The organism is Methanosphaera sp. ISO3-F5, from assembly GCF_034480035.2.
GTDB lineage: Archaea > Methanobacteriota > Methanobacteria > Methanobacteriales > Methanobacteriaceae > Methanosphaera.
Genome location: NZ_CP118753.2, coordinates 1437583 through 1460379, shown reverse-complemented (window position 1 = coordinate 1460379; position 22797 = coordinate 1437583). Strand labels below are relative to the sequence as shown.

The window sequence follows — 22797 nt, the reverse complement described above, 5'->3', positions numbered from 1 at the left end:
AAGTCTAAACTTATAAGATGATATTTATGAATGATGTAATAATTTTAACTGGAGCAGGCCAGATTGGAATGGCAATTGCAAGAAGAATAGGATATGGGAAAAAAATAGTTATTGGTGATAAAAACATTGAAAATGCCAAATCAATATCTAAGATAATGACAGATGCTGGTTTTGATGTGGAATATACTGAATGTGATATTTCTAGTAGACAGTCTATACATGATTTAATTAATAAAGCACTGGAATATGGTCAAATTAGTAATTTCATTAATGCAGCTGGAGTATCACCTTCACAAGCACCAATTGAAACTATACTTAAAGTAGATTTGTATGGTACAGCGGTACTGTTGGAAGAGATAGGTAAAGTAATAAAAGAGGGTGGATCAGGTGTTATAATTTCTTCTCAGTCTGGTCATAGGATGAAACAGTTGGGTGCAACAATTGATGAACAGTTGGCAACAACTCCAACGGATGAGTTGTTAAGTTTGGATGTTCTTCAGCCTGAAAATATTGATGATACGCTTCATGCATATCAGTTAGCTAAAAGGTGTAATGTTAAAAGGGTAATGTATGAAGCTTGTCGTTGGGGTGAAAAAGGTGCTAGGATTAATTCTATTAGTCCTGGTATAATTGTTACGCCTTTGGCTATTGATGAATTTAATGGTCCTCGTGGAGATTTCTATAAGAATATGTTTGCTAACTGTCCATCTGAAAGGCCGGGAACTGCTGATGAGGTTGCTAATGTTGCTGAGTTAATGTTAAATGAGGGGGGAGCGTTTATTACTGGTTCTGATTTCTTGATTGATGGTGGTGCTACTGCTTCCTATTTTTATGGTAAATTAAAACCATAATCTATTTTTTTTAAATATTATTTTTTTGCAACATATGTTGCATTTTTGTTAGTTTTATATGCTGCCTTTTTCATAAATATTAATACAATGCTACATATGTAGCTTTTTTGAAATTTAATAAAGAGTGATATAATTGTCAAATCATTACAAAAAATATGCAGAAATCATTAAAGAAAAAATAAATTTAGAAACAAGCCCTACAGCAATTAAAATATATGAAAAAGAAGAAGAAGCTCAAACATTTAATAAAATAGAAGACAATATCATGCATTGTCAAGCAATCATAACAGCAGGAAAAGGAAACACATTTTACGCAACAAAAAAAAGAACTAGGATGCCCCTTTGGAATAGCAACATTAGGATTAATAAATTTTCAAGATGAATTTAAAGAAGGAATCTCACTTAATAAAATGAATGTACTTAAAACACAAGAAATAGGAAAAAAATTCTACAAAAAAATACCAAAAATGGATAAACCAGTCGAAGCAATAGCATACATGCCACTAGAAAATGCACCACAAGACATAGATTTAATCGTAATAATAGCCAAACCACGACAAATATTTGACTTAATACGGGCACATGCATATGCAAATGGTGAACGAATAGAGTGTGATGTTGGGGGAACACAATCATTATGTGGTGATATAACAGTAAACACCTACAAAACCAATGAAGCTAAAATATCTTTCGGATGCATGGGATCCCACATGGCAACAGAACTGAAAGAAGACCAAGTAATAATATCCATACCAGCAAATCAATTGGAAGAAATAACAGAAGCATTAATCATACAATCACAACATCCTAAACAAACATAATAATACTATGAACTTTAAACTTCTAAATAATCAGTATTAATAAACAAAAGCACTAATATAGTATATAAGGTAGTAAATAAAGCATAAACTAAGTATAAACTTAGTAAATATGAAAATAACACCAAACAACAGATACATTTAAAGGTGTACATTAATGAAAACTAAAGAAAAAATAACAGTAAGTTTAACAAAGTTAATGCAAGAAAAAAAATTTGAAACAATTACAGTAAAAGAGATTTCTGAAAAAGCAGGAATATACAGGTCAACATATTATAGAAATTTTGAGTCAAAAGAAGATATTATTAAATACAAACTTTCCATGATAATGGATGAATACTTGGAAACATATGATAATCAAGAGGAAAATACAAAAAAACAATACTTCACAATAATATTTAACATATTCCAAAAATATGAATCATTCCTCAAAATAATTCATCAACAAAAACAATCATATCTTATACAACAGGTAATTCATGAATACTTTCAAAAATTACTACTGAAAAATAAAACTGAACAATATGATGTGTATTATCACATCGGAGGAATTTATAATTTTTTAATTTGCTGGTTAGAAAATGATATGAAAGAAACACCCGAACAACTAACAGAGATAGCAATGGAAATAACAAAAAATAAAACACCGTATCTACTCCGTTAATTTTTAGATATATTCTTATTATTTACTATCACAAGTACACATTCCATTTTGATTATTTTTTTTACAGGTGCTTTGTAAGAAATCCGTATATTCGTCAATTGTTTCTTTATTTATTGAGTAATGGTTCCATGTTCCTCTTTTTGTTACGTTTACTAATCCAGATTCTGTTAATTGTTTCATATGGTGAGATAATGTTGGTTGGGTTATTTCAAAATGTTCAAGGAGGTGACATGCACATAATTCATTTTCAGATAACAGTTTAATTATTTCTACCCTGTTTTTATCACTTAATGCTTTACTTATTGAAATTATGTTTTCTGTTTTCATTTTTAACAACTCCTGTATTGTTAGAAAAAATAAATGATTGGGAGATTTTTCATCTCTTATACCATTCTTTTGTATTGTTGATAATTTTTACTAGTGTTAGCATTAGTGGTACTTCTATGAGTACTCCTACTGTTGTTGCTAGTGCTACTGGGCTTCCTAGTCCGTATAATGCTATTGCTATTGCTACTGCTAGTTCGAAGAAGTTACTTGCTCCTACCATTGATCCGGGTGCTGCTATGTTTTGTGGTATTTTCAGTAATTTTGCTGAGAGATATCCTACTGTGAATACTAGGAATATTTGTATTGTAAATGGTATTGCTATGAGTATTATGTCTTGTGGGTGGGATAGTATTAGGTTTCCTTGGAATGAGAATATGAATATGAGTGTTAATAGTAATCCTATTATTGTTATGTTTTTGAATTTTGGTATAAATTGTTCTTCGAGGTATTCTTTTCCTTTATTATTTGTTAAGTAGTTTCTTGTTATTATACTTGCTATGAATGGTATTACTACAAAAAGTATTACTGATAGTATAAGTGTATCATAGGGTATGCTGATATTAGATATTCCGAGCAGGTATGTTACTATTGGCACATATGCAAATAGTATGATGATGTCATTGGTTGCTACTTGTACTAGTGTGTATGCTGGGTCTCCATTTGTTAGTTCGCTCCATACGAATACCATTGCTGTACATGGTGCTGTTCCTAGTAGTACTGCTCCTATGAGGTATTGTGTGGATAGTTCTGGTGTTATTATTCCCTGGTATAGTATTGTGAAGAATAGTAATGATATGAGGTACATGCTGAATGGTTGTAGTAACCAGTTTACGCACCATGTGAGTAGTATTCCTCGTATGTTGTCTTTTACTTTTTTTATTGATTTGAAGTCTATTTTCAGCATCATTGGGTAGATCATTATCCATATTAGTATTGCCATGGGTATTGATATTTGAGCATATTCGAATTGGTTTAGGAATTCTGGTATTATTGGCAGGAATTGGCTTATTAGTATACCTATTATCATACAGATTATTACCCATATTGTCAGGTATTTGTCAAAGAAGCTAATTTTTGTGCTTTGGCTCATTTTCATCACCTTTTTTTTGTTAAATAGATATTTATTTATATTTATATTAATCTATATAGATGATTATTGATGTATTAGTATATAATATTAACTAAAAAAGAACAACAATTTGAATAAAAAAATAGAAAAATAATGGAATTAATCACTAATTCCCTTAAGACCATAAAAAGATATAATACTACCAATAACAACAAAAACCACAGCAAGAATCGCTACAACATGAGAACTATCCATCAATAAATTATAATACCGAGGTTCAATAACAACATTTCCCATAATAATAGCAAACACAGTAGTAAAAATACCTAAACTAACAGTCTGACCAATCAACCTCATAGCAGACAATGAAGCCGAAGCCTTAGAAGCCTCCTCCTCAGGAACACTAGTAGTTATAAGAACAGTATTCGGTGATGAGAACAATCCATAACCAACACCATGTAAAAACATAGCAACCAAAATTAATTCAAGAGGCGTGGAACTATTTAAAGTACATAACAACATAAAAGCAACAGCCAATATAGCTAAACCGACACCAGTAATTATTTCACCCCTGAATTTCTTGATAAGCCAACCAGACAGTAACGACATGAAAATCATAATAAACGGCGTGATGATAAGAAACATACCAGCAGTCTGTGAACTCATACCCATAATGTACTGTAAATGATAATTATAAACATAAGTAATCATGAATGTAGCAAAATAACTGAATAAACAAGCTAAATTAGCAGCAGTGAAACGGATATTCTTAAACAATTTCATATCAAATACAGGATTATTACTCCTTAACTCCCATAAAGCAAAACCGACAAGTAAAACAATACCAGTCACTGTAATCAACTGTCCGGTAATTTCTAATATTCTAGTAAAACCATAGACAAATAAAATTATCCCAATACTATAAAGAACAGTACCAGTACTATCAAATCTGTACATATCCTCATGTTTCCATTCACCATTAACTTTGTAAATAAGATAATAATTTAACAAAATAAATGGAATCGTAGCAAAGAACAAGCTCTGCCAACCAAAATTAAAAATTAAACTTCCACCAAGAATAGGTGACAAGGCAATTCCAATATACACGGCAGCCACCGCAATACCCACGGCCGGTCCTTTCTTATCATTAGGCATTGATTCTACAATTAAAGCTATTGAAGCAACATTAAGTACGGCAGAACCTATACCGAGAACTACTCTAAACAATAATAACATATAAGCATTAAATGAAACACCAGTACCGACAGTACCTATGAGGAAAATAATAATTCCATATTTTAATATTTTATTCAAACCATACTTCTGGCAAATCTTTCCACATGGAATAGAAAACACTGCAATTGTTAATAAGTAAAGAGTATCAACCCAGTTTTGTAAGACATTATTCATTGCAAATGATTTGGCAATGGAAGGCAAGGCTACAGGAGCTGCATTTAAGAGGAATGCAACAATAACTGTAGCTAAAGATCCTGCAGCAATAATATATTTCTCTTGTGTTGAATACATAATCTATCTCCATTAAAATTTTGTAAATTTTTCAGATGATTTATCAATTATCATTGAAAATTCTGTTTAACATAACTTATTAGTTAATATAAACATATCATATAACTCTAATATGGAAATAATGAGTATATAATAGTTCTATCCAAGATACTTTAAAAAACAAGCTTTTTTTAAACTAAAATTAATTATGATGCTATGAAGTATAAAATATTTTATTCCCTTTCATAACTTCATTATAATCTTCGAAATATTGTATAGAAAAGTTAGATTAATTAAGAATATTAAATATATTAACATGATTGATAAATACTTATACTCTGATTATGAAATAGACTTTAATGAGAAATACAATACAGAGGATGATGCATATTATTACATCATTAATCAAGAACGTAAAATATACTTATCAGAGAATTATCAGATTCCCCTAGAAAAAGATTCTTTTTTAAACAATTTCAAAGTAAACTTCAAACTATACATTGGAAAATACAGGGGAAAAGAATGTTTTGTCGTAAATGTAACAGATGAAGAAAATTACATGGATTTAAGAGATTTATATTTAATCGACAAGGAAATTTATCAAATTGCAACAAGAGCAGTACTAATAAATGACTGGTACAGGGATAACAGGTACTGTGGACGATGTGGTTCAAAAAACACAATTAAAAAGGGCAGCATGGCATTTAAGTGTCTGGAATGTGGAAAAGTTGTGCACGGAATTATTCAACCAGCAGTAATCATAGCAATACATAAAGATGATAAGCTGCTCATGGCACGTCACAGTTATAATACAACAGTAAACTATGCACTGATAGCAGGATTTGTTGAGATGGGTGAAACAATAGAAGAAGCAGTTCAAAGAGAAGTTAAAGAAGAAGTAGGAATAAATATCTGTAACATACAGTATATGGGAAGTCAACCATGGCCCTTTCCAAATTCATTAATGTGCGCATACAAGGCAGATTATGAATCAGGTGAAATTAAGGTGGATGGTGATGAGATATTAACGGCAAAATGGTTTAAAAAGGAAGAAATAGAAAAAGTTGATAATGATATTAGCATATACTCATTATTAATTGAAGACTTTTGTAATGAGGTAGGTTAAGTATTATGAGGATAAGGCATATTGTAAAAGAATCATTTCTACTACCATTCAAAGAATATAAACATTTTATATTAGTATTCCTTTTAGCATTATTATGTGAAGTAATAACAGAAGTATTTAATAAAGTTCATATAGGACAATGGACAATTTTACTGTTCATATTAAATTCCGTAGTTACCCTAATAATTTTTGGATTAATGATAAGTTTAACAAACAGTGTAGTAGATAACAGTTCTGTTGATTATTATAATTTTTTAGAAAATTTTATCGAAGGACTAAGAGAATATATCATAACATTGTATTACATGTTTTTAACGGCACTATTTTCATCATTTTTCATTGTACCAACAGGTGTTTATTCTAATCTATTACATATTCATGAGTACATAATCCGTATGGATATTGACACTACAATTTTTACTTTACGTGAATTATCTGCTGAATTACCAGTATCATTACAACTTGATTTAACACGTAGTATTCAATTAAATGTATTGATAAGCATAATAATTTTTGTTTTCTTCTTATCATTTTCATTTATTGGAAAAATAAATTTAAACATGTCAGGTAATTTATTTAATTCATTAGATTTTCGAGTAATAAACGGGTACATTTATAGAATAGGTTATAAAAGATATTTGAAATTCGTAGGGGTCATGTCTTTAATATTGGTATTATCCTTTAATTTAGTATGGTTATTGGAATTTCTGATAAGAGATGTGCTTATTTCAGCTTTTCTTGAAGCATTCCTATTATTCTTTGCAACCAATGCATTTTATATTATAATGCAGGAGACCAAATAATTTATCTTAAATTCCTTTTTTTCTTTCTTTTTCTAATCTGAAAAATGGATTATTTTTAGCTAAAATGGTTAACTTTATTATATATGATTTCAATATATATTATTAACAGATTCTTATAAGATAATTGATTAATGTAATCATTATTTGTTACTAAGTGTAACGGTACAAATGGTTTTTTGTACTATGCGGGAATCATTTTAAGGGGTACTTGCAAATAGCAGGTAATGTATTGGAATTAGATTAAATAATTTTAGATAAACCATGGTAGTATATCTATTTGATACAACTACATTTTTTCTTTATCTAAGTAAATATTGGATAATATAAGATATAACATAATATTATTTTACTATTTTTTGTTTAACTAATTTTATTTACTAAAACACCTTACTTTTTGATAATAATGGAGAATATTTATGAAAATAGAAGCATTTGCACCAGGAAAAGTAATACTGTTTGGTGAACATTCAGTAGTACATAAAAAACCTGCAATAGCTGTAGCAATAAACAGGGGAGTTAACATAGAACTAACAAGTCGAACAGACAACACAGTACAAATAAACGTACCCCTAATAAATTATTCATCACAATCAAAACTGGTTAACAAGAAACTAATCTACGAATTAGACGACCAAAACAAAATGATAACCGATTACATATACGAAGTAATAAACTTATTTGAATTTGAAAAAGGCTTTAATCTAACAGTAGACATAAAAATGTATCTGGGAGCAGGACTAGGATCATCAGCAGCAGTAACAGTAAGTTGTATGAAAGCACTATCCATCCTTGCAGGAAAGGAAATGGATAAAAACACAATAGCCCATGAAGCAAGAAATATTGAAATAAAAATTCAGGGAGCGGCAAGCCCAATAGATACATCAATGAGCACATACGGTGGAATAATCTATATAAACGAAGAATTTGAATTAGAAAGAATAAACTTCGACATGGATTTACCACTAGTAATATCAAACTGTGAATTAACAGGAAACACGGGAAAACTCGTTGAATCTGTTAGACAAAAATATGTGAAATACCCACAAGTTGTAGGAAATATTTTTAATGCAATGCAAGAAGTTGCAAAAGGTGCAAAAAACGCTCTGGAAGAAGGGAACTCAGAATTAATCGGGGACTACATGAACTTAAACCAGGGATTACTGGACTCAATAGGAGTTAACACACAAGAATTATCTGACATGGTTTATATGGCCCGAAAATTTGGAGCAAAAGGTTCAAAACTCACAGGTAGTGGTGGAGGAGGATGTATAATCGCATACTGCCCAGACAATATTGAGGAAATATACAGTCAACTAAACAACAAATACCCTACCTTCAAATGCGAACAATCTGATGAAGGAGTAACTGCACGAATCATTGAAAAATAATAAGGTAAAATTATTATGATGATATTAAAGATAGGTGGAAGTGCATTAACAATAAAAGATGCAAACAAGCCAACTATAGATGAAATTAATTTAGACAGAATAGCAGAGGAAGTATCATACTACAATGATGATATGATAATAGTACATGGAGCAGGATCATATGGACACATACATGCAAAAAAGTATGCAATCGGAGAAAAAATAACAAATGCTCAAGAAAACCTGTACAAAATTGAAGGATTAGCTAGAACACAGGCATCCGTACAATTATTGAACTATATTGTAGTAGAGAAATTACAAGAAAAAGGAATCCCCGCAGTAGGTATAAAACCATCATCATTCATAGTAACAGAAAATCAGAGAATAACCACATGTGACACATCAACAATAGAACGTTACATAAAAGAAGGATTTGTACCAGTAATATACGGAGATGCAGTACTTGACAAAAATGACGATATTAAATTTGCAATAATCTCAGGAGACCAGATAATAACCTACTTTGCAAAACAATTAAAAGCAAACAAAGTAATATTATCCTCAGACGTGGATGGAATATACACAGACAATCCAAGAACAAATCCTGAAGCTAAATTAGTAGATATAGTAACAAAAGACACAAAACTAACTTTAACAAATAATGAAAACCAAGCCGATGTAACAGGGGGAATGGCAGGAAAAGTTAATGAACTACTAAGCCTGGCAGAAGAGGGAATAGAATCATTAATAATAAATGCAGAAAAAGAAGGAAACCTAAAAAAAGCAGTATCCGGCCAAAAAGTTAAAGGAACATTAATAAAATAACATTCATTTTATTCACATAAAAAATGTAATAAGGGAGGTTAGGATAGTGATATCAGACAGAAAACTAGCACATCTAGAAATCTGTAAAAACGAGGATGTAGAACACCATCGAACAACAGGATTCGAAGACATAGAACTAGTACACAGAACACTGCCTGAAGTAAACTTTGAAGAAATAGACACATCAATCAATTTCTTAGGAAAAACATTAGATACTCCATTAATAATCTCTGCAATAACTGGTGGACACGAAGCAAGCAAACAAATAAATGAAAACATTGCAATAGCCATAGAAAATACTAATATTGCAATGGGAGTTGGAAGCCAAAGAGCAGGAATAACAAATGAAGAACTAACAGAAACATTCACAATAGTACGAGATCATGCAAGAAAAGCCATGATAATCGGAAACATAGGAGCACCACAAGTAGAATATGCACCAAAAGCAATAGAAATGCTGGATTGTGATGCACTGGCAATACACCTGAATCCATTACAGGAAATCATCCAACCAGAAGGAGATGTTGATGCAAAAGGATATGTGGACTCAATAAGAAACATATGCGAAACAACAGACATTCCAATAATAGCAAAAGAAACAGGTGCAGGAATAGATGGAAGGGATGCAAAAATACTTGAAGAAATTGGAGTAGATGCAATAGACGTTCAAGGAGTGGGAGGAACAAGCTGGGCTGCAGTAGAAACATACCGTAGTGAAAATCCAAGCTTAGGAAACCTATTCTGGGATTGGGGAATACCAACAGCAGTAAGTACAATCGAAACAATAGAAGCAACACAACTACCCGTAATATCCAGTGGTGGAATACGCAATGGATTAGAAGCAGCAAAAGCAATAAGCCTGGGAGCAAGTTGTGCTGGAATGGCATTACCCTTCCTGAAACATGCATATGCAAATCCTGAAAAGGTAGAAGAAAAAATAAACCAATTCACAAGAGAACTGAAAACAGCAATGTTCCTAGTTGGAGCATCTAATATAGAAGAATTAAAACAGAAAAGATTAATAATCACCGGAAAAACCAGGGAAATATTAACACAACTAAATATTGATACAACAAAATACGCTAGGAGGATATAATTTGACAATAGAAGTAATAGCAGTCGGAGGATATGAACAAATAGGAAAAAACATGACTGCTGTAAAAGTAAATGATGACGTAGTAATATTTGATATGGGTATACATCTAGATAGACTTCACATACACGAAGACACGGACATATCACGTATGCACAGTCTCGACCTTATAGAAAGAGGAGTAATACCAGACGACACATTAATGAGAGAAGTAGATGGAAAAGTAAGAGCAATAGTATGTACACACGGTCACCTTGACCACATAGGAGCAATAGCAAAACTAGCACACAGATATGAAGCACCAATCATCGCAACACCATACACAATAGCACTAATAGAAAAAACAATCAAAGGCGAAAGAAAATTCAAAGTAAACAATCCACTAAAAACAGTAAACCCTGGAGAAAAAATACAAATATCACCAAACCTCACACTAGAATTTGTAAGAACAACACACAGTATACCACAGACAATCACAGCAGCATTACACACACCAGAAGGAGTAGTAATATACGCAAACGACTTTAAATTTGACAACCACCAAATGGTATCCCCACCACCGGACTACAGAAGATTCAGAGAACTAGGTAAAAAAGGAGTGAAAGTAGCAATAATGGATACAACAAACATCAAAGAAGTAAAAGAAAGCAAAACACACTCCGAAAAAATAGCCAGAGACCTCTTAAAGGATGTGCTTAAAGGACCATTAGAAGAAAGAAAAGGACTAATAGTAACAACATTCTCAAGTCACATAGAAAGAATACAAGCAATAACAAAAATAGCAGAAAGAAGCAGAAGAAAAGTACTACTTCTCGGACGTTCAATGGAAAGATACTGTTCAATAGCAGAATCACTCGGAATACTAAACTTACCAAGAAATGTAAGCATATACGGAAACTCAAAATCAATCAACAAAGCACTGGCAAGAGCAAACGAAAACAGAACAAAATACATGCTCATAGTAACAGGACACCAAGGAGAACCAGACGCACTACTACCAAGAATAGCAAACAACAAAACAAACTTCGAAATAAAACCGGGAGACAACGTAATATTCTCTGCAACAACAATCCCTAACCCAATAAACCTAGCAAACAGGGACTTACTAAACAGAAGACTAAAAGAAAGAGGAGCAAGAATATATAATAATGTTCACGTATCAGGTCACGCAGGACCCGAAGATATAAGAGACTTTATAAGAATGCTAAACCCACAACACTTAATCCCATCACACGGGGACTTAAGTCACTTAGCAGCATTCGTAGAATTAGCAGAAGAAGAAGGATATAAACTAGGAAATGATGTACACATACTAAGAAATGGACAAGCACAAGTATTTAATAGGTGATTAAAAATGGATGTAATGGAAATATTAAAAGCATACTCAGCAGAAGTTGACACAGAAATAGATGACGCATTAAAAACACTCGAACCAGAAGAGTTAAGAGATGTATCTTCACACTTAATAAAAGCTGGAGGAAAAAAATTCAGACCAGCATTAACAATTCTAAGCTGTCAAGCAGTAGGAGGAAACACAGAAAAAGCATTAAAAGCTGCAGCAGCACTAGAATTAATCCACACTTTCAGCCTAATACACGATGATATCATGGACAATGACGATACAAGACGAGGAATGAAAGCAGTGCATAAAGTATGGGGAGAACCATTAGCAATACTAGCAGGTGACACACTCTTTGCAAAAGCATACGAAACAATCATAAAAACAGCAGACGACAATGTAGGATACGAACGAGCAATCGATGCACTAAAAGTACTTGTAGACTCATGTATAAAAATCTGTGAAGGACAAGCATTAGACATGTCATTCGAGGACACCTTCGAAGTTACACAAGATGAATACATGAACATGATCTACAAAAAAACAGGAGCATTAATTACAGGTGCAACAGGAGCAGGAGCAATAATCGGTGGAGCAACATCAATGCAAATTAACGCTTTACAGGAATATGGCCGAAATGTCGGATTAGCATTCCAGATACAAGATGATTACATAGATCTAACAGGGGACGAATCAATAGGTAAACCAGTAGGTAGTGACCTCGTAGAAGGCAAAAAAACAGTAATGGTACTATATGCACTTGAAAAAGCAAACAAAGAAGATCATGACAGACTCATAGAATTACTTGAAGCAAATGATGACAGCATCATCCCTGAAGCAATGAGTATACTTGAAAAGTATGGTGCAATACAATATGCTAGAGCACTAGCATATGACTGTGTTATAAAAGCTAAGGAATCACTAGTTGTTATTCCTGATTCTGATGCAAAAGATGCATTAATGAAATTAGCTGATTTTGTATACACAAGAAAAGCTTAAATCAACTCTTTTTCACCACCACCTACTTATTTTCTTAACATATTTATTTTGCAAAATATATTTAAATACTTGTCTTACATAATAATATTATCCAACTTTAGGAGAATAAATAATTATGTTAGACAAAAAAATGGAACAAGCATTAAATGACCAATTAAATGCTGAAATGCAATCAGGATACTTATACCTATCAATGGCAACTTATTTTGAAGACAACGATTTACCAGGTTTTGCAAATTCATTAAGAGTACATGCAGAAGAAGAATTAGAACATGCAATGAAATTCTATGACTACATCCTAAGAAAAGGTGGAAGTGTAGTATTACAAGCAATAGACGAACCAAAAAGAGACTGGAAAAACGTTGTAGAAGTATATGAAGAAATCCAAGCACACGAAGAATTAGTAACCTCATTAATCCATGACCTTGTAGATTTAAGCATAAAAATTAAGGATCATTCAACCAACCAATTCTTATTATGGTTTGTAGAAGAACAAGTAGAAGAAGAAGAACTTGCAGCAGAAGACCTTAGAAAAGTTAGAATGTCTGTAGATTCACCACAACTTTTATACTTACTTGACAAAGAATATGGTGAATTCACTGGTGAAGAAGAAGATGAAGAATAATCATCTTCTCTTTATTAATATTCTTTTTAGTATATTATTACCATTTTGTTTTAAATTTATTATATATTATGTTTTATAGAATTTTTTGAAAAAGCAATACTTTAAAATTAGTGATTATAAATATTTTTCAGCTTCATTAATAAATAATAGTGCATGTTCATATATTTCTTTTGCATCTTCTTTATCTAATATAAAATCATAATCATAATCTGCTTGTTTTCGAGAAGTTTTCGCTCTAGTTAAATATTTATAAATTTTTTTATCAAATCCTTTTCCTTTAACTAAGTATTACCAAAGAAACTTGTGACTCCAGAATGTTTTGAAGTTACAATACCCTCCTTAATAAGTAAAGCCTTGGCTATAGAAAACATTGCATAATATGAACTAGATATTGAACTACGATATTTTTTTGCTTCTAATAATATAAGACTAGACTCCAAATGTTCTTTAGATAGATTAACATAACCTTCTAATTTCATCCAATCACAACACCCTCCTTAAAAACACTTTTTAAAAAGGAATTGTTTTTGTTTTTATTAAAATGGTCTGTTGTCATTAAATGAGCAGAAATGAATTGGTTTGTTTCTAAGATAATTTCAACTACTTCATCATCTATTTCATCTTGAATTTTCTTTATATCTGGGGATATAATCAATATATCAATATCTGAATCCACATTATCATCACCACGAGCTACAGATCCAAAAAGAATAATTTGATGTATATCCTTTGATTTAATTTTTTCAGCAAACTTCCTTGCAATATTAATTCTATTAAACATACTATCCCTATTATAATATATTATTTGTTATAAATTATGAAGAATTATTTATTTATAATTATCATTTAATTTTTATACATACTTGAAAAGAATACGGTGAATTCACTGGCGAAGAAGAAGATGAAGAATAAATTTTTTTTCCTTCTTCTTTTAATTTCTTAAACACCCTATTGGAATTACTTTTATACCATCATCTCTTGTATAAGCGAATTTGCCCCCAGTTATAATTGCTAAAAAGGATGGTTCAGGTATATCTACATCATCATTGCTTTTTATTTTTTCTTTAATTAATTTATCTATTTTTAAAAGATTTTTAGCTCCTTTTTCTTCTTCTTTACTGCCTAATTTAAATTCAATTAATCCATAATTTCCATTTTTTTAATTGTATTACACAATCTACTTCTAAATCTGTGTTGTCATGGTAATAATATATTTTTCCACCTAATGATTGTGAATAAATTTTTAAATCACGTATACATAGATTTTCAAATATAAATCCGAAGGTATTTAAATCATAAATTAATTTTTGTGGTGTTAAATCAAGAACTGCAGTTGCTATTGAAGGGTCTATAAATTGTCTTTTAGGTCCTTTTCGTATAGCATTTTTAGAACGAATATTTGGTGACCATCCCTTTATATCATCTATAACATATATATTTTTCAGTACAGTAATATATGAATAGAAAGTGCTTTTATCAAGGGTAGTATATGTTGAATTAACATCTTTAAGAATATTCGTATTTTTTGCAAGGGTGGATATATTCCTAGCATAAGATTGCAGTAGTAATTTAATTTTATCCGGATCTCTCTTTACATTATCTATTTCCGATACATCTGTTTGACATATATGGTCAACATATGATGTTGCAATTTTTAACTGTTTGTTTTTATCGTTTATATTTAGCGTTTCTGGCCATCCTCCACGACAAGCTACATGTAATAAGTCTTCTAAAGTAAGAAATGATTCTATACCATTAATATCTAATTTTTCATCTTCAAATAATTTTTGTAATGAAATTTTACCATTTGAATCCCCACTTTCGTATAAACTCATAGGATACATTAATAAACGATGTATTCGTCCAGTTCCTGAATGCTTTATTTCTTTTTCATTTACTGTTGTTGATCCGGTCATTATGTATAAATTTTTAGAATCTGCATTATCTACACTAATTCGTACAGCATCCCATAGAACTGGTGCTAACTGCCAGTCGTCTATTAATCTTGGTTTTTCACCTTCTAATAATTTGGATGGTTTAATTTCAGCTAATTGTAAATAGGATTTTCTATTATCAGGATCTTGTAATTTTAATATGCTATTAGCATATTGTTCTGCAGTTGTTGTTTTACCACACCATTTTGGTCCAACTAGTAGAACAGCTCCTATAATTTCTAAATAATCTTTTAAATCCTGTTCAATTAATCGTTTTAAATATTTTTTCATGTAATCATCTATATTTTTTTTTATTTTATTTGACTGTTTTTCGTATTTATATTTGACTGTTTTTCGTGTTTTTGTTTGACTGTTTTTCGTGTTTTTGTTTGACTGTTTTTCGTGTTTTTGTTTGACTGTTTTTCGTGTTTTTGTTTGACTGTTTTTCGTGTTTTTGTTTGACTGTTTTTCGTGTTTTTGTTTGACTGTTTTTTGTATTCATCTAAAATTCATAGGGTAAATTAGTTTTAAAATTAAATCTAAATAAGTATTATAGGATGTAATTATTGATGATGGTTCATTATTATGGGAAATGAATATGATGATAAGATTACTAGTGTTTTAGAGGATAAGTATTTAGTTTCATTTTCTTTTATCTATTTTAATGATGTAAATTGAGTTCATAAATCTTAAACTATTTTTTAATGGTCTTTTATTATTTTATTCCTACTTTTTCTAACATAATTTTATCTTTCCATAGGAAAGTATTTATTTTATTATGAATATAATCTTTAAATAAAAAAAAATATAAAATATATGAGATGAATTTAATGCAGTTAACAGAAAAAGCCAAAGAAAACAGGGACAAAGTATTACCATATTATGAATCTGATTTAAACAAAACAGACCCTGAATTCATGGAAATATTCAACAATTTCCTATTTGATGAAGTGCAAATGAACACAAGACTACCTGAAAGAAGTCAAATGCTCATAACACTAGCAACACTCATAACCAACCAATCAACAAAACAATATGAAATCGCTGTAGAAGCAGCAATCAACATTGGATTAAAAGCAGTTGAAATAAAAGAAGGATTATATCAGTCAGCACCATATGTTGGATTTTCAAAGATGTATGACTTCCTGGATGTAACAAACCAAATATTTGACGAAAAAGGAATAGATGTACCAATACCTGGACAGTCAACAACCACCCGTAAGGACAGGGTAGAAAGAGGATATGAAATACAATTAAACTACTTTGGAAAAATTATAGAAGATATGAATGAAAACACGCCAAAAGACCAAAAACATTTCAATGAATTCCTTAAAGGATACTGTTTTGGTGACTTCTATACCAGAACAGGATTGGATGACCAGGATAGGGAACTGATAACATTCAGTATAATTGCATCTCTTGGTGGTTGTGAGAATCAGTTAAGAGGACATACTGCCGGAAATCTTGCAGTTGGTAATGATAAAGACACTTTAATAGGTGCAGTTACAGTTTTATTACCATTTATTGGTTTTCCAAGATCACTCAATGCATTAGCAATAATAAATGAAATATGTCAATAAAAAGGAGGAAAAAATTTATGGCAAAAAGTTTAGTAATATATTATTCAAGACCTGGACAAAACTATGTAAACGGAGAAATAGTGGACCTACCAGTAGGAAACACGCAGATAATTGTTGATTATATAAAGGAATTTACAGGAGCGGATACGTTCCAGGTAGAAACAGTGAAGGAATACCCTGCAGATTATATGCAAACAACAGAAGTAGCACAAGAGGAACAGGATGATGATGCAAGACCAGAACTAAAAGAGGAACTAAGTGATATCAGTGAATATGATATAGTATATGTTGCATCACCTAACTGGTGGGGAACACTACCTATGGCTATGTTCACACAACTGGAAAAACTGGACTTCACAGGTAAGAAGGTTAAAACTGTTATCACACATGAAGGTTCAGGACTTGGATCTTCAATGAGTGATGTTAAAAAACTGTGTGAAGGAGCAGAAATTGAAAAAGGACTTGCAATACATGGAGCAGATGTGAAAGAAAATAAGTCTACAATAGAAAACTGGGTAGAATAATGAAGGGTAATAAAATGGTTGATGAAATATTATTCGGAAAAGGTGAAGAAAATCCTTATGGTGAATTTTTCGTAGGAAAAAGCTATCTTAACATACTAGCAACTAGTGGAGTAATGGTGGCTAATGTTACATTTGAGCCGGGATGCAGAAACAATTGGCATATACATCATGCAGAAAAAGGTGGTGGACAAATATTATTAGCTACAAAAGGTGAAGGTTGGTATCAGGAAGAAGGAAAACCTGCCCAAAAGTTAGTGCCGGGTAGTGTTGTTGAAATACCTGAGGGAGTTAAACATTGGCATGGAGCTGCTAAAGACAGTGAATTCACGCATATTGCCATTGAAGTTCCCGGAGAAAACACTTCAAATGAATGGCTAGAGCCTGTAAGTGATGAGGAATATGATAAACTTTAATGGGTAGTAACCACCCATTATTTTTAATTTTTTTAGGGTTCTAGAAAATCAACTTATTTTTGAGCCCATATCTCCTTTCTTTTTATCATGGGACTACTTTATAATTACCCTATAGAAATAGTACATTTTATTTGGAGTTTATTTTATAAATTATGGGTTATTCATCGTACTATTTATATATAACCCATAATATATATATAGTATTGGCTATACTAATGATACATGGATTAAATTACGATGAACAAGACCCTAATTACATGTTGTTGAACAAAATATTTGATGTTATCGATTATAGATCAACTGACAATATTCTAGCTAGAAATGGATTTAAAAGAATAAAAAGATTCAAAACAGCAATTAAAACTATTTTTTTATCATCATTCTTTGAAAATGATGTATCTTTTACAGTTAACGAATTATTTAATAAATTTAAGCTTGTAGAAGGTTTAAATTTTGAAATGTTATTAACTGCCCAAGAAGTATATGAGGAGATATCTAGTTGTAATAAGGATAATCTTCAAAATGCCATTAATAGTATTCTTAAAAAGATTAATAAAGGTTATAAAAGTAAAAATAGGACTTTAATCGTTGATGGTTCTTCTGCTGATACAGATATTAATTTTGGATCTAAAAAAGTCACCAAGAAATCAATCGAAGATAGAGACTATAAATGGGCATGGGGAACTGCTTTGGGATGGTATCTTGGTTTTAAAATAACACTTGTACTTGATTATGATACTAAAATGCCTGTTTTATTTTTATTAAGTAGTGGTTCACCTCATGATACAAAAATGGTACCATTAATACTAAAAGAATTAAAAAGAATAAAATTAATCAGTACTGGAGATAAAATACTACTTGATAGAGGTTATTACTCATATTACAATTACAAAATAGCATTAAAAACCTATAAAATAATACCATTGATTCTAGTTAAAGGAAAACTCAACATGAAAAAAATGAATTCAATATTCAGTTATCCATTAGACTATTTTTACAATAAAAGAAATACAAATAAATTAAAAAGAGAATATAAAAAGTTAGTGAACGAATTAATGGCTAATTTACCAAATAGAAAAGTAATAAAGTATAAACGTAGCATAATTGAAGATTATTTCAAATTCATCAAAGAAGGATTAGGTTTTAAACATTTACACAAATATACATTTGAATCCATGCATAAAGCCACTTCATTAATTGTACTATTATCTGGCCTAATCATACATTACTGTGTTGATACAAAAAACGACTTCCAAATGCTTTCTGAAAGTAAATATTTCTAGAACCCTAAATAATCATTTAATAATATTATATATGCTTTAATAATTGTTATTATAATCTCTTATTAAATTTACTCTTTAAAATGTGTGTTAATTTAAGTATTTTTTGAGGTGTGTTAGTTGAAAAATATTAAATATAATATCAAAACTAATATATTCCTTGTAAAAAGAAAAATATATACTAGATATAGGTGGAGCACATGATACTGGATAAAACATATGAAATAAATGGACAAAAAATCAGGGGAAAATTATACCTGCCAGAAAAGAAGGAAAAACAGAAAATCATAATATTATCTCATGGTCTATCATTAAACTACACATATATGATACCATACGCAGAAAAACTATACAACAAAAACATAGCAACATTCATATTTGACTACAGGGGAGGAGGATATGATTGTCATAGTGACGGAAAAATCAGTGACATGACAATAGACACAGAAAAGGAAGATTTAAACCATGTTATCAACTCCATAAAACAGGAACCGTTAATAGATGAAAACAATGTATACCTGGGAGGACATAGTCAGGGAGGACTAGTAAGTAGTCTGGTAGCACCAACAAGAAATGATATAAGAGGATTATTTCTATTTGCACCGGCATATGTAATACCTGATGACATGAAAGAACGTGACAACCCAAGAGAAAAGAATGTGTTAAACCTTATGCCAGAATACCTTGGAGAAAAATATATTAACTCAGCACTTAAAATCAACATATTCGAAGACATAAAAGGATACACGGGCAAGGTATTCATATTCCACGGAGTAGAAGATAAAAGAGTACCAATAGAATATATAGTAAAAGCTGATAAGGTATATGAAAATTCAGTAGTTTATATCTATGAAGAAGGAGAACACAGATTTACTGATGAAATAAAGAATGATGTAGTGGATATTATATCGGATAACATTTAATTAAAACCTTCCTTATAGATAATGAGAATTTATTGATTATATTTTTTAAAAACTTTTTTTAGTCTTAAAAAAGATAAATAATAATTAGAATAATTAAATAATACAATGGAGCATATTATTATGGTTAATCCTAATAAGAAAGTAAAAAGACCAAATGGTTTAGGAAATGTTTATAACTACAGAACAGATGAAGACGGAAAAATATTCACACTACCAATTCTAGAACTTGTCAAAGAAAATTACATCTACCTGTACCGTGCAATAAAAGATGAAGGATACTATATTGCACCAAACGATTCATGCTTCTTCTACAAAGACGTAGTATATGATAACGAAGTAGTAGGCTTCACAACATTCAAAAACACCAGCATAAATAAGGATGCACTTGTCATGCAATACTTCTATGTTCTACCAGAATACAGGGATAAAATCTACCTAACCGAGGAGATAGATGAAGCATCAACACTCTTCGAGTCAAGCATATTCCTAGAATATCCTACAAAAGACATGGTAGAATCCTTAATCAAGTTTAAGTTAGCACGAGTTTTCAATGATAGATTTTTAGTATCAAGAATACCATTCATTGTGCCAATGTTTTCTGTTGAAGAAGTAATGAAAGGAACATTAAGAGAAGACTTTGACACAACCGGACTAAAATGTTACAATAAAATGTCACTAGTATACGATCTTGACCTATGCGCAGTAGTAGGATTAGCAGCAACAGACGTGGAACAAGACTATGACGAAGAGAACATGGACGATGAACAAGTAAACAATTATAACATGATAAGCCTACCACTACGAGAAGATAACGAAAAATATGACTGTGTAACAAAAAGAGCAAAAGATGAATCATTAAACGATGGAACCTACTTTAAAAAGGTTCGACAACTAATGGATGATAACGAAGAAGTAATACAAAACTGGTTATCCCTAATATAAGTAACAATAAAAGTTACTTAAACTAATTCCTATTTTTTTATAATTATAAATTAAGCCAATGATTAAAATGCAAACAATAGACTACCTAATCAAATACCTCTTAGATGAAAATCAAGACATAAAAATAAGAAAACAACCAGAAAACTTCCAAGAAAAATTCACAATATACAGAAGCCTAACAAACATCAGACAAGCAAAGCCCATAACACAGGAATACCTGCAACAAGAAGACAAACTACTACAGGAAGTACTGGAAAAAACAAAAAAAACAACAAGCATAAACGAAATAGACACAGTATCTACAACACACTCTGAGTGCAATATAGAAAACAAGAACAAAATAGCATTATGGCAGGGAGACATAACCACACTGCAAATAGGGGCAATAGTAAATGCAGCAAACTCACAGGGACTAGGATGCTTCGTACCATGCCATAACTGTATAGACAATCAGATTAACACGTATGCGGGAGTAAGACTAAGACTAGAATGTGACAAACACATGAAAACAATCAATTACAACCTGCCAACAGGAGAAGCATTCACAACCAAAGCATATAACCTACCAGCACAACACGTAATACACACAGTAGGACCAATCATAACATCAAAGGTAACAGAAAAACAGAAACAACAACTAGCAAACTGTTACACTAATGTTTTAAATCAGGCAAAACAAAACGATATAAAAACAGTGGCATTTTGCTCAATATCCACGGGGGAATTCCGATTTCCAAAAGACATGGCAAGCCAAATAGCAATAAAAACAGTTGACAAATTCATGGAACAGGATAGTTCCTTTGAAAAAATAGTATTCAACGTATATTCAGATGATGATAAAAATGTATATGAAAAAACTATCAGAACGTATAGAAGAAATTAAACAACTACTGGAAGACTCAGAATATATACTAATAGGTGCAGGGGCAGGATTATCAACAGCTGCTGGACTAACATATTCGGGGGAACGATTTAAAAAATATTTCAGTGAATACATGAAAAAGTATGATATGACAGACATGTACACTGGTGGATTCTATCCATTTGAAACACTAGAAGAAAAGTGGGGGTACTGGGCAAAACAGATATACGTTAATGAGGAACTTGTAGAAGGATTACCATTATACAAGAAAATATATGAATTAGTTAAAGACAAGGAATACTTTGTAATTACAACTAATGTTGATGACCAGTTTATTAAATCAGGATTTCCATCATATAATGTATTTGCAACACAGGGAAGTTACAGGTATTTTCAGTGTAGTAAAGCATGTCATGATAAGTTATATGATAATACTGAAATAGTAAAGCAGATGGTTGAAAGCACGGATGAAGAATTGAAGATACCAAGCCAATTAGTTCCGTACTGTCCAGTGTGTGGTCAGCCACAGGAGACAAACCTCAGGGTAGATAATTATTTTGTTGAAGACAAGCATTGGCATTTACAAAAAAAGGCATATCAGGAATTTGTCAATAAAGCGAAAGACTCGAAGACTTTGTTATTGGAGTTTGGAATAGGATATAATACTCCGGGGATAATAAGGTTTCCATTTGAGACGATGACATTTCAGTTACCTAAGTGGAATCTTGTACGTTTTAATAAGGATTTCCTGGAAGTGGCGGTTAATGTTCATAAAACGTACAGGTTAGTTCCTCCGGAAAAGTTATTGGAATATGATTTGCCTAATGATTTTATTAATCGTTATATTCCTGTCGGTGCTGATGTGGAGGAAGTGTTAGATGAATTAATTAGAATGATTCAAGTTTAAAATTATTATATTTCTTTGGA

General features: G+C 31.2%; 26 protein-coding genes and 1 pseudogene. 20 read left to right on the top strand and 7 right to left on the bottom strand.

What is annotated here, in order from left to right; genetic code table 11:
• Positions 1-26 precede the first annotated feature (26 nt).
• The 4 genes from PXD04_RS17880 (at position 27) to PXD04_RS17865 (ending at position 2333) form a co-directional block, all read left to right on the top strand.
• On the top strand, positions 27-851 hold the full coding sequence (locus PXD04_RS17880; RefSeq protein WP_323736174.1) for an SDR family oxidoreductase: 825 nt from the start codon (positions 27-29) through the stop codon (positions 849-851).
• A 133-nt stretch (positions 852-984) separates the two neighbouring features.
• The gene (locus tag PXD04_RS17875) at positions 985-1233 is read left to right on the top strand and encodes a DUF169 domain-containing protein (RefSeq protein ID WP_323736173.1); all 249 of its coding nucleotides are present in this window, start codon (positions 985-987) and stop codon (positions 1231-1233) included.
• Entirely contained in the window at positions 1199-1672 is a 474-nt protein-coding gene (locus tag PXD04_RS17870) for a DUF169 domain-containing protein (RefSeq protein ID WP_323737476.1), read from the top strand. The genes PXD04_RS17875 and PXD04_RS17870 overlap by 35 nt, the downstream gene beginning before the upstream one ends.
• A gap of 154 nt (positions 1673-1826) precedes the next feature.
• The gene (locus PXD04_RS17865; RefSeq protein WP_323736172.1) at positions 1827-2333 is read left to right on the top strand and encodes a TetR/AcrR family transcriptional regulator; all 507 of its coding nucleotides are present in this window, start codon (positions 1827-1829) and stop codon (positions 2331-2333) included.
• A gap of 18 nt (positions 2334-2351) precedes the next feature.
• Here the strand turns inward: PXD04_RS17865 and PXD04_RS17860 are convergent, their stop codons facing one another.
• The 3 genes from PXD04_RS17860 to PXD04_RS17850 form a co-directional block, all read right to left on the bottom strand.
• The gene (locus PXD04_RS17860) at positions 2352-2660 is read right to left on the bottom strand and encodes a metalloregulator ArsR/SmtB family transcription factor (protein ID WP_323736171.1); all 309 of its coding nucleotides are present in this window, start codon (positions 2658-2660) and stop codon (positions 2352-2354) included.
• 49 nt (positions 2661-2709) lie between these two features.
• A complete protein-coding gene (arsB, locus tag PXD04_RS17855; RefSeq protein ID WP_345786443.1) occupies positions 2710-3756 on the bottom strand; it encodes an ACR3 family arsenite efflux transporter in 1047 nt (348 codons plus the stop codon).
• A gap of 132 nt (positions 3757-3888) precedes the next feature.
• Positions 3889-5256 carry an MFS transporter gene (locus tag PXD04_RS17850; RefSeq protein ID WP_323736169.1) on the bottom strand — a complete coding sequence of 456 codons (1368 nt, stop codon included), beginning with the start codon at positions 5254-5256 and terminating at the stop codon, positions 3889-3891.
• 295 nt (positions 5257-5551) lie between these two features.
• Between PXD04_RS17850 and nudC the strand changes: the two genes are divergently transcribed.
• From nudC to PXD04_RS17810, 8 genes are all read left to right on the top strand, one after another.
• The gene (gene nudC, locus PXD04_RS17845) at positions 5552-6361 is read left to right on the top strand and encodes an NAD(+) diphosphatase (RefSeq protein WP_323736168.1); all 810 of its coding nucleotides are present in this window, start codon (positions 5552-5554) and stop codon (positions 6359-6361) included.
• Between the two features lie 5 nt (positions 6362-6366).
• Positions 6367-7164 carry a hypothetical protein gene (locus PXD04_RS17840; RefSeq protein ID WP_323736167.1) on the top strand — a complete coding sequence of 266 codons (798 nt, stop codon included), beginning with the start codon at positions 6367-6369 and terminating at the stop codon, positions 7162-7164.
• A gap of 416 nt (positions 7165-7580) precedes the next feature.
• Complete coding sequence (gene mvk, locus PXD04_RS17835) at positions 7581-8552, top strand: mevalonate kinase (RefSeq protein WP_323736166.1); 972 nt, start codon at positions 7581-7583, stop codon at positions 8550-8552.
• 15 nt (positions 8553-8567) lie between these two features.
• A complete protein-coding gene (locus PXD04_RS17830; protein WP_323736165.1) occupies positions 8568-9356 on the top strand; it encodes an isopentenyl phosphate kinase in 789 nt (262 codons plus the stop codon).
• A gap of 46 nt (positions 9357-9402) precedes the next feature.
• On the top strand, positions 9403-10452 hold the full coding sequence (gene fni / locus PXD04_RS17825; RefSeq protein WP_323736164.1) for a type 2 isopentenyl-diphosphate Delta-isomerase: 1050 nt from the start codon (positions 9403-9405) through the stop codon (positions 10450-10452).
• 1 nt (position 10453) lies between these two features.
• Positions 10454-11797 carry an RNase J family beta-CASP ribonuclease gene (locus PXD04_RS17820; RefSeq protein WP_323736163.1) on the top strand — a complete coding sequence of 448 codons (1344 nt, stop codon included), beginning with the start codon at positions 10454-10456 and terminating at the stop codon, positions 11795-11797.
• A 6-nt stretch (positions 11798-11803) separates the two neighbouring features.
• Positions 11804-12787, top strand: a complete 984-nt coding sequence (gene idsA / locus PXD04_RS17815; protein WP_323736162.1) for a short chain isoprenyl diphosphate synthase IdsA — start codon at positions 11804-11806, stop codon at positions 12785-12787.
• A 115-nt stretch (positions 12788-12902) separates the two neighbouring features.
• Positions 12903-13412 (top strand): ferritin, encoded by a 510-nt coding sequence (locus tag PXD04_RS17810; protein WP_323736161.1) that lies wholly within the window; start codon positions 12903-12905, stop codon positions 13410-13412.
• A 281-nt stretch (positions 13413-13693) separates the two neighbouring features.
• Here PXD04_RS17810 and PXD04_RS17805 read toward each other — a convergent pair whose 3' ends face one another.
• The 4 genes and pseudogenes from PXD04_RS17805 to PXD04_RS17790 all read right to left on the bottom strand — a co-directional run bounded on the left by PXD04_RS17805 (position 13694) and on the right by PXD04_RS17790 (position 15848).
• The gene (locus tag PXD04_RS17805) at positions 13694-13891 is read right to left on the bottom strand and encodes a HEPN domain-containing protein (protein ID WP_323736160.1); all 198 of its coding nucleotides are present in this window, start codon (positions 13889-13891) and stop codon (positions 13694-13696) included.
• Positions 13888-14193 (bottom strand): nucleotidyltransferase domain-containing protein, encoded by a 306-nt coding sequence (locus tag PXD04_RS17800; RefSeq protein WP_323736159.1) that lies wholly within the window; start codon positions 14191-14193, stop codon positions 13888-13890. Before PXD04_RS17800 ends, PXD04_RS17805 begins: the two co-directional genes overlap by 4 nt.
• Before the next feature lie 150 nt (positions 14194-14343).
• Positions 14344-15637 (bottom strand): annotated as a pseudogene (locus PXD04_RS17795) (ATP-binding protein).
• Positions 15638-15683: 46 nt separating this feature from the next.
• Entirely contained in the window at positions 15684-15848 is a 165-nt protein-coding gene (locus tag PXD04_RS17790; protein ID WP_323736158.1) for a hypothetical protein, read from the bottom strand.
• Between the two features lie 328 nt (positions 15849-16176).
• On the opposite strand from PXD04_RS17790, the gene PXD04_RS17785 reads away from it, so the two are divergent.
• The 8 genes from PXD04_RS17785 to PXD04_RS17750 all read left to right on the top strand — a co-directional run bounded on the left by PXD04_RS17785 (position 16177) and on the right by PXD04_RS17750 (position 22777).
• Positions 16177-16926 (top strand): carboxymuconolactone decarboxylase family protein, encoded by a 750-nt coding sequence (locus tag PXD04_RS17785; protein WP_323736157.1) that lies wholly within the window; start codon positions 16177-16179, stop codon positions 16924-16926.
• A 17-nt stretch (positions 16927-16943) separates the two neighbouring features.
• Complete coding sequence (locus tag PXD04_RS17780; protein WP_323736156.1) at positions 16944-17450, top strand: flavodoxin; 507 nt, start codon at positions 16944-16946, stop codon at positions 17448-17450.
• On the top strand, positions 17450-17863 hold the full coding sequence (locus tag PXD04_RS17775; protein ID WP_323736155.1) for a cupin domain-containing protein: 414 nt from the start codon (positions 17450-17452) through the stop codon (positions 17861-17863). The genes PXD04_RS17780 and PXD04_RS17775 overlap by 1 nt, the downstream gene beginning before the upstream one ends.
• Positions 17864-18078: 215 nt before the next feature.
• Positions 18079-19146 carry a transposase gene (locus PXD04_RS17770; protein ID WP_323736154.1) on the top strand — a complete coding sequence of 356 codons (1068 nt, stop codon included), beginning with the start codon at positions 18079-18081 and terminating at the stop codon, positions 19144-19146.
• A gap of 197 nt (positions 19147-19343) precedes the next feature.
• Positions 19344-20066 carry an alpha/beta hydrolase gene (locus PXD04_RS17765; RefSeq protein WP_323736153.1) on the top strand — a complete coding sequence of 241 codons (723 nt, stop codon included), beginning with the start codon at positions 19344-19346 and terminating at the stop codon, positions 20064-20066.
• A gap of 120 nt (positions 20067-20186) precedes the next feature.
• Positions 20187-21008 (top strand): hypothetical protein, encoded by an 822-nt coding sequence (locus PXD04_RS17760; protein WP_323736152.1) that lies wholly within the window; start codon positions 20187-20189, stop codon positions 21006-21008.
• Between the two features lie 67 nt (positions 21009-21075).
• Positions 21076-21891 carry a protein-ADP-ribose hydrolase gene (locus PXD04_RS17755; RefSeq protein ID WP_323736151.1) on the top strand — a complete coding sequence of 272 codons (816 nt, stop codon included), beginning with the start codon at positions 21076-21078 and terminating at the stop codon, positions 21889-21891.
• Complete coding sequence (locus PXD04_RS17750; protein ID WP_323736150.1) at positions 21857-22777, top strand: hypothetical protein; 921 nt, start codon at positions 21857-21859, stop codon at positions 22775-22777. Before PXD04_RS17755 ends, PXD04_RS17750 begins: the two co-directional genes overlap by 35 nt.
• Positions 22778-22797 lie beyond the last annotated feature (20 nt).

Bases quoted from the DNA above. Each gene is read 5' to 3' on its own strand.
- PXD04_RS17880 (WP_323736174.1), top strand. From the start codon at position 27: ATGAATGATGTAATAATTTTAACTGGAGCAGGCCAGATTGGAATGGCA.
- PXD04_RS17865 (WP_323736172.1), top strand. From the start codon at position 1,827: ATGAAAACTAAAGAAAAAATAACAGTAAGTTTAACAAAGTTAATGCAA.
- PXD04_RS17860 (WP_323736171.1), bottom strand. From the start codon at position 2,660: ATGAAAACAGAAAACATAATTTCAATAAGTAAAGCATTAAGTGATAAA.
- arsB (WP_345786443.1), bottom strand. From the start codon at position 3,756: ATGAAAATGAGCCAAAGCACAAAAATTAGCTTCTTTGACAAATACCTG.
- PXD04_RS17850 (WP_323736169.1), bottom strand. From the start codon at position 5,256: ATGTATTCAACACAAGAGAAATATATTATTGCTGCAGGATCTTTAGCT.
- nudC (WP_323736168.1), top strand. From the start codon at position 5,552: ATGATTGATAAATACTTATACTCTGATTATGAAATAGACTTTAATGAG.
- PXD04_RS17840 (WP_323736167.1), top strand. From the start codon at position 6,367: ATGAGGATAAGGCATATTGTAAAAGAATCATTTCTACTACCATTCAAA.
- mvk (WP_323736166.1), top strand. From the start codon at position 7,581: ATGAAAATAGAAGCATTTGCACCAGGAAAAGTAATACTGTTTGGTGAA.
- PXD04_RS17830 (WP_323736165.1), top strand. From the start codon at position 8,568: ATGATGATATTAAAGATAGGTGGAAGTGCATTAACAATAAAAGATGCA.
- idsA (WP_323736162.1), top strand. From the start codon at position 11,804: ATGGATGTAATGGAAATATTAAAAGCATACTCAGCAGAAGTTGACACA.
- PXD04_RS17810 (WP_323736161.1), top strand. From the start codon at position 12,903: ATGTTAGACAAAAAAATGGAACAAGCATTAAATGACCAATTAAATGCT.
- PXD04_RS17805 (WP_323736160.1), bottom strand. From the start codon at position 13,891: ATGAAATTAGAAGGTTATGTTAATCTATCTAAAGAACATTTGGAGTCT.
- PXD04_RS17800 (WP_323736159.1), bottom strand. From the start codon at position 14,193: ATGTTTAATAGAATTAATATTGCAAGGAAGTTTGCTGAAAAAATTAAA.
- PXD04_RS17790 (WP_323736158.1), bottom strand. From the start codon at position 15,848: ATGAATACAAAAAACAGTCAAACAAAAACACGAAAAACAGTCAAACAA.
- PXD04_RS17785 (WP_323736157.1), top strand. From the start codon at position 16,177: ATGCAGTTAACAGAAAAAGCCAAAGAAAACAGGGACAAAGTATTACCA.
- PXD04_RS17780 (WP_323736156.1), top strand. From the start codon at position 16,944: ATGGCAAAAAGTTTAGTAATATATTATTCAAGACCTGGACAAAACTAT.
- PXD04_RS17775 (WP_323736155.1), top strand. From the start codon at position 17,450: ATGAAGGGTAATAAAATGGTTGATGAAATATTATTCGGAAAAGGTGAA.
- PXD04_RS17770 (WP_323736154.1), top strand. From the start codon at position 18,079: ATGATACATGGATTAAATTACGATGAACAAGACCCTAATTACATGTTG.
- PXD04_RS17765 (WP_323736153.1), top strand. From the start codon at position 19,344: ATGATACTGGATAAAACATATGAAATAAATGGACAAAAAATCAGGGGA.
- PXD04_RS17760 (WP_323736152.1), top strand. From the start codon at position 20,187: ATGGTTAATCCTAATAAGAAAGTAAAAAGACCAAATGGTTTAGGAAAT.
- PXD04_RS17755 (WP_323736151.1), top strand. From the start codon at position 21,076: ATGCAAACAATAGACTACCTAATCAAATACCTCTTAGATGAAAATCAA.
- PXD04_RS17750 (WP_323736150.1), top strand. From the start codon at position 21,857: ATGAAAAAACTATCAGAACGTATAGAAGAAATTAAACAACTACTGGAA.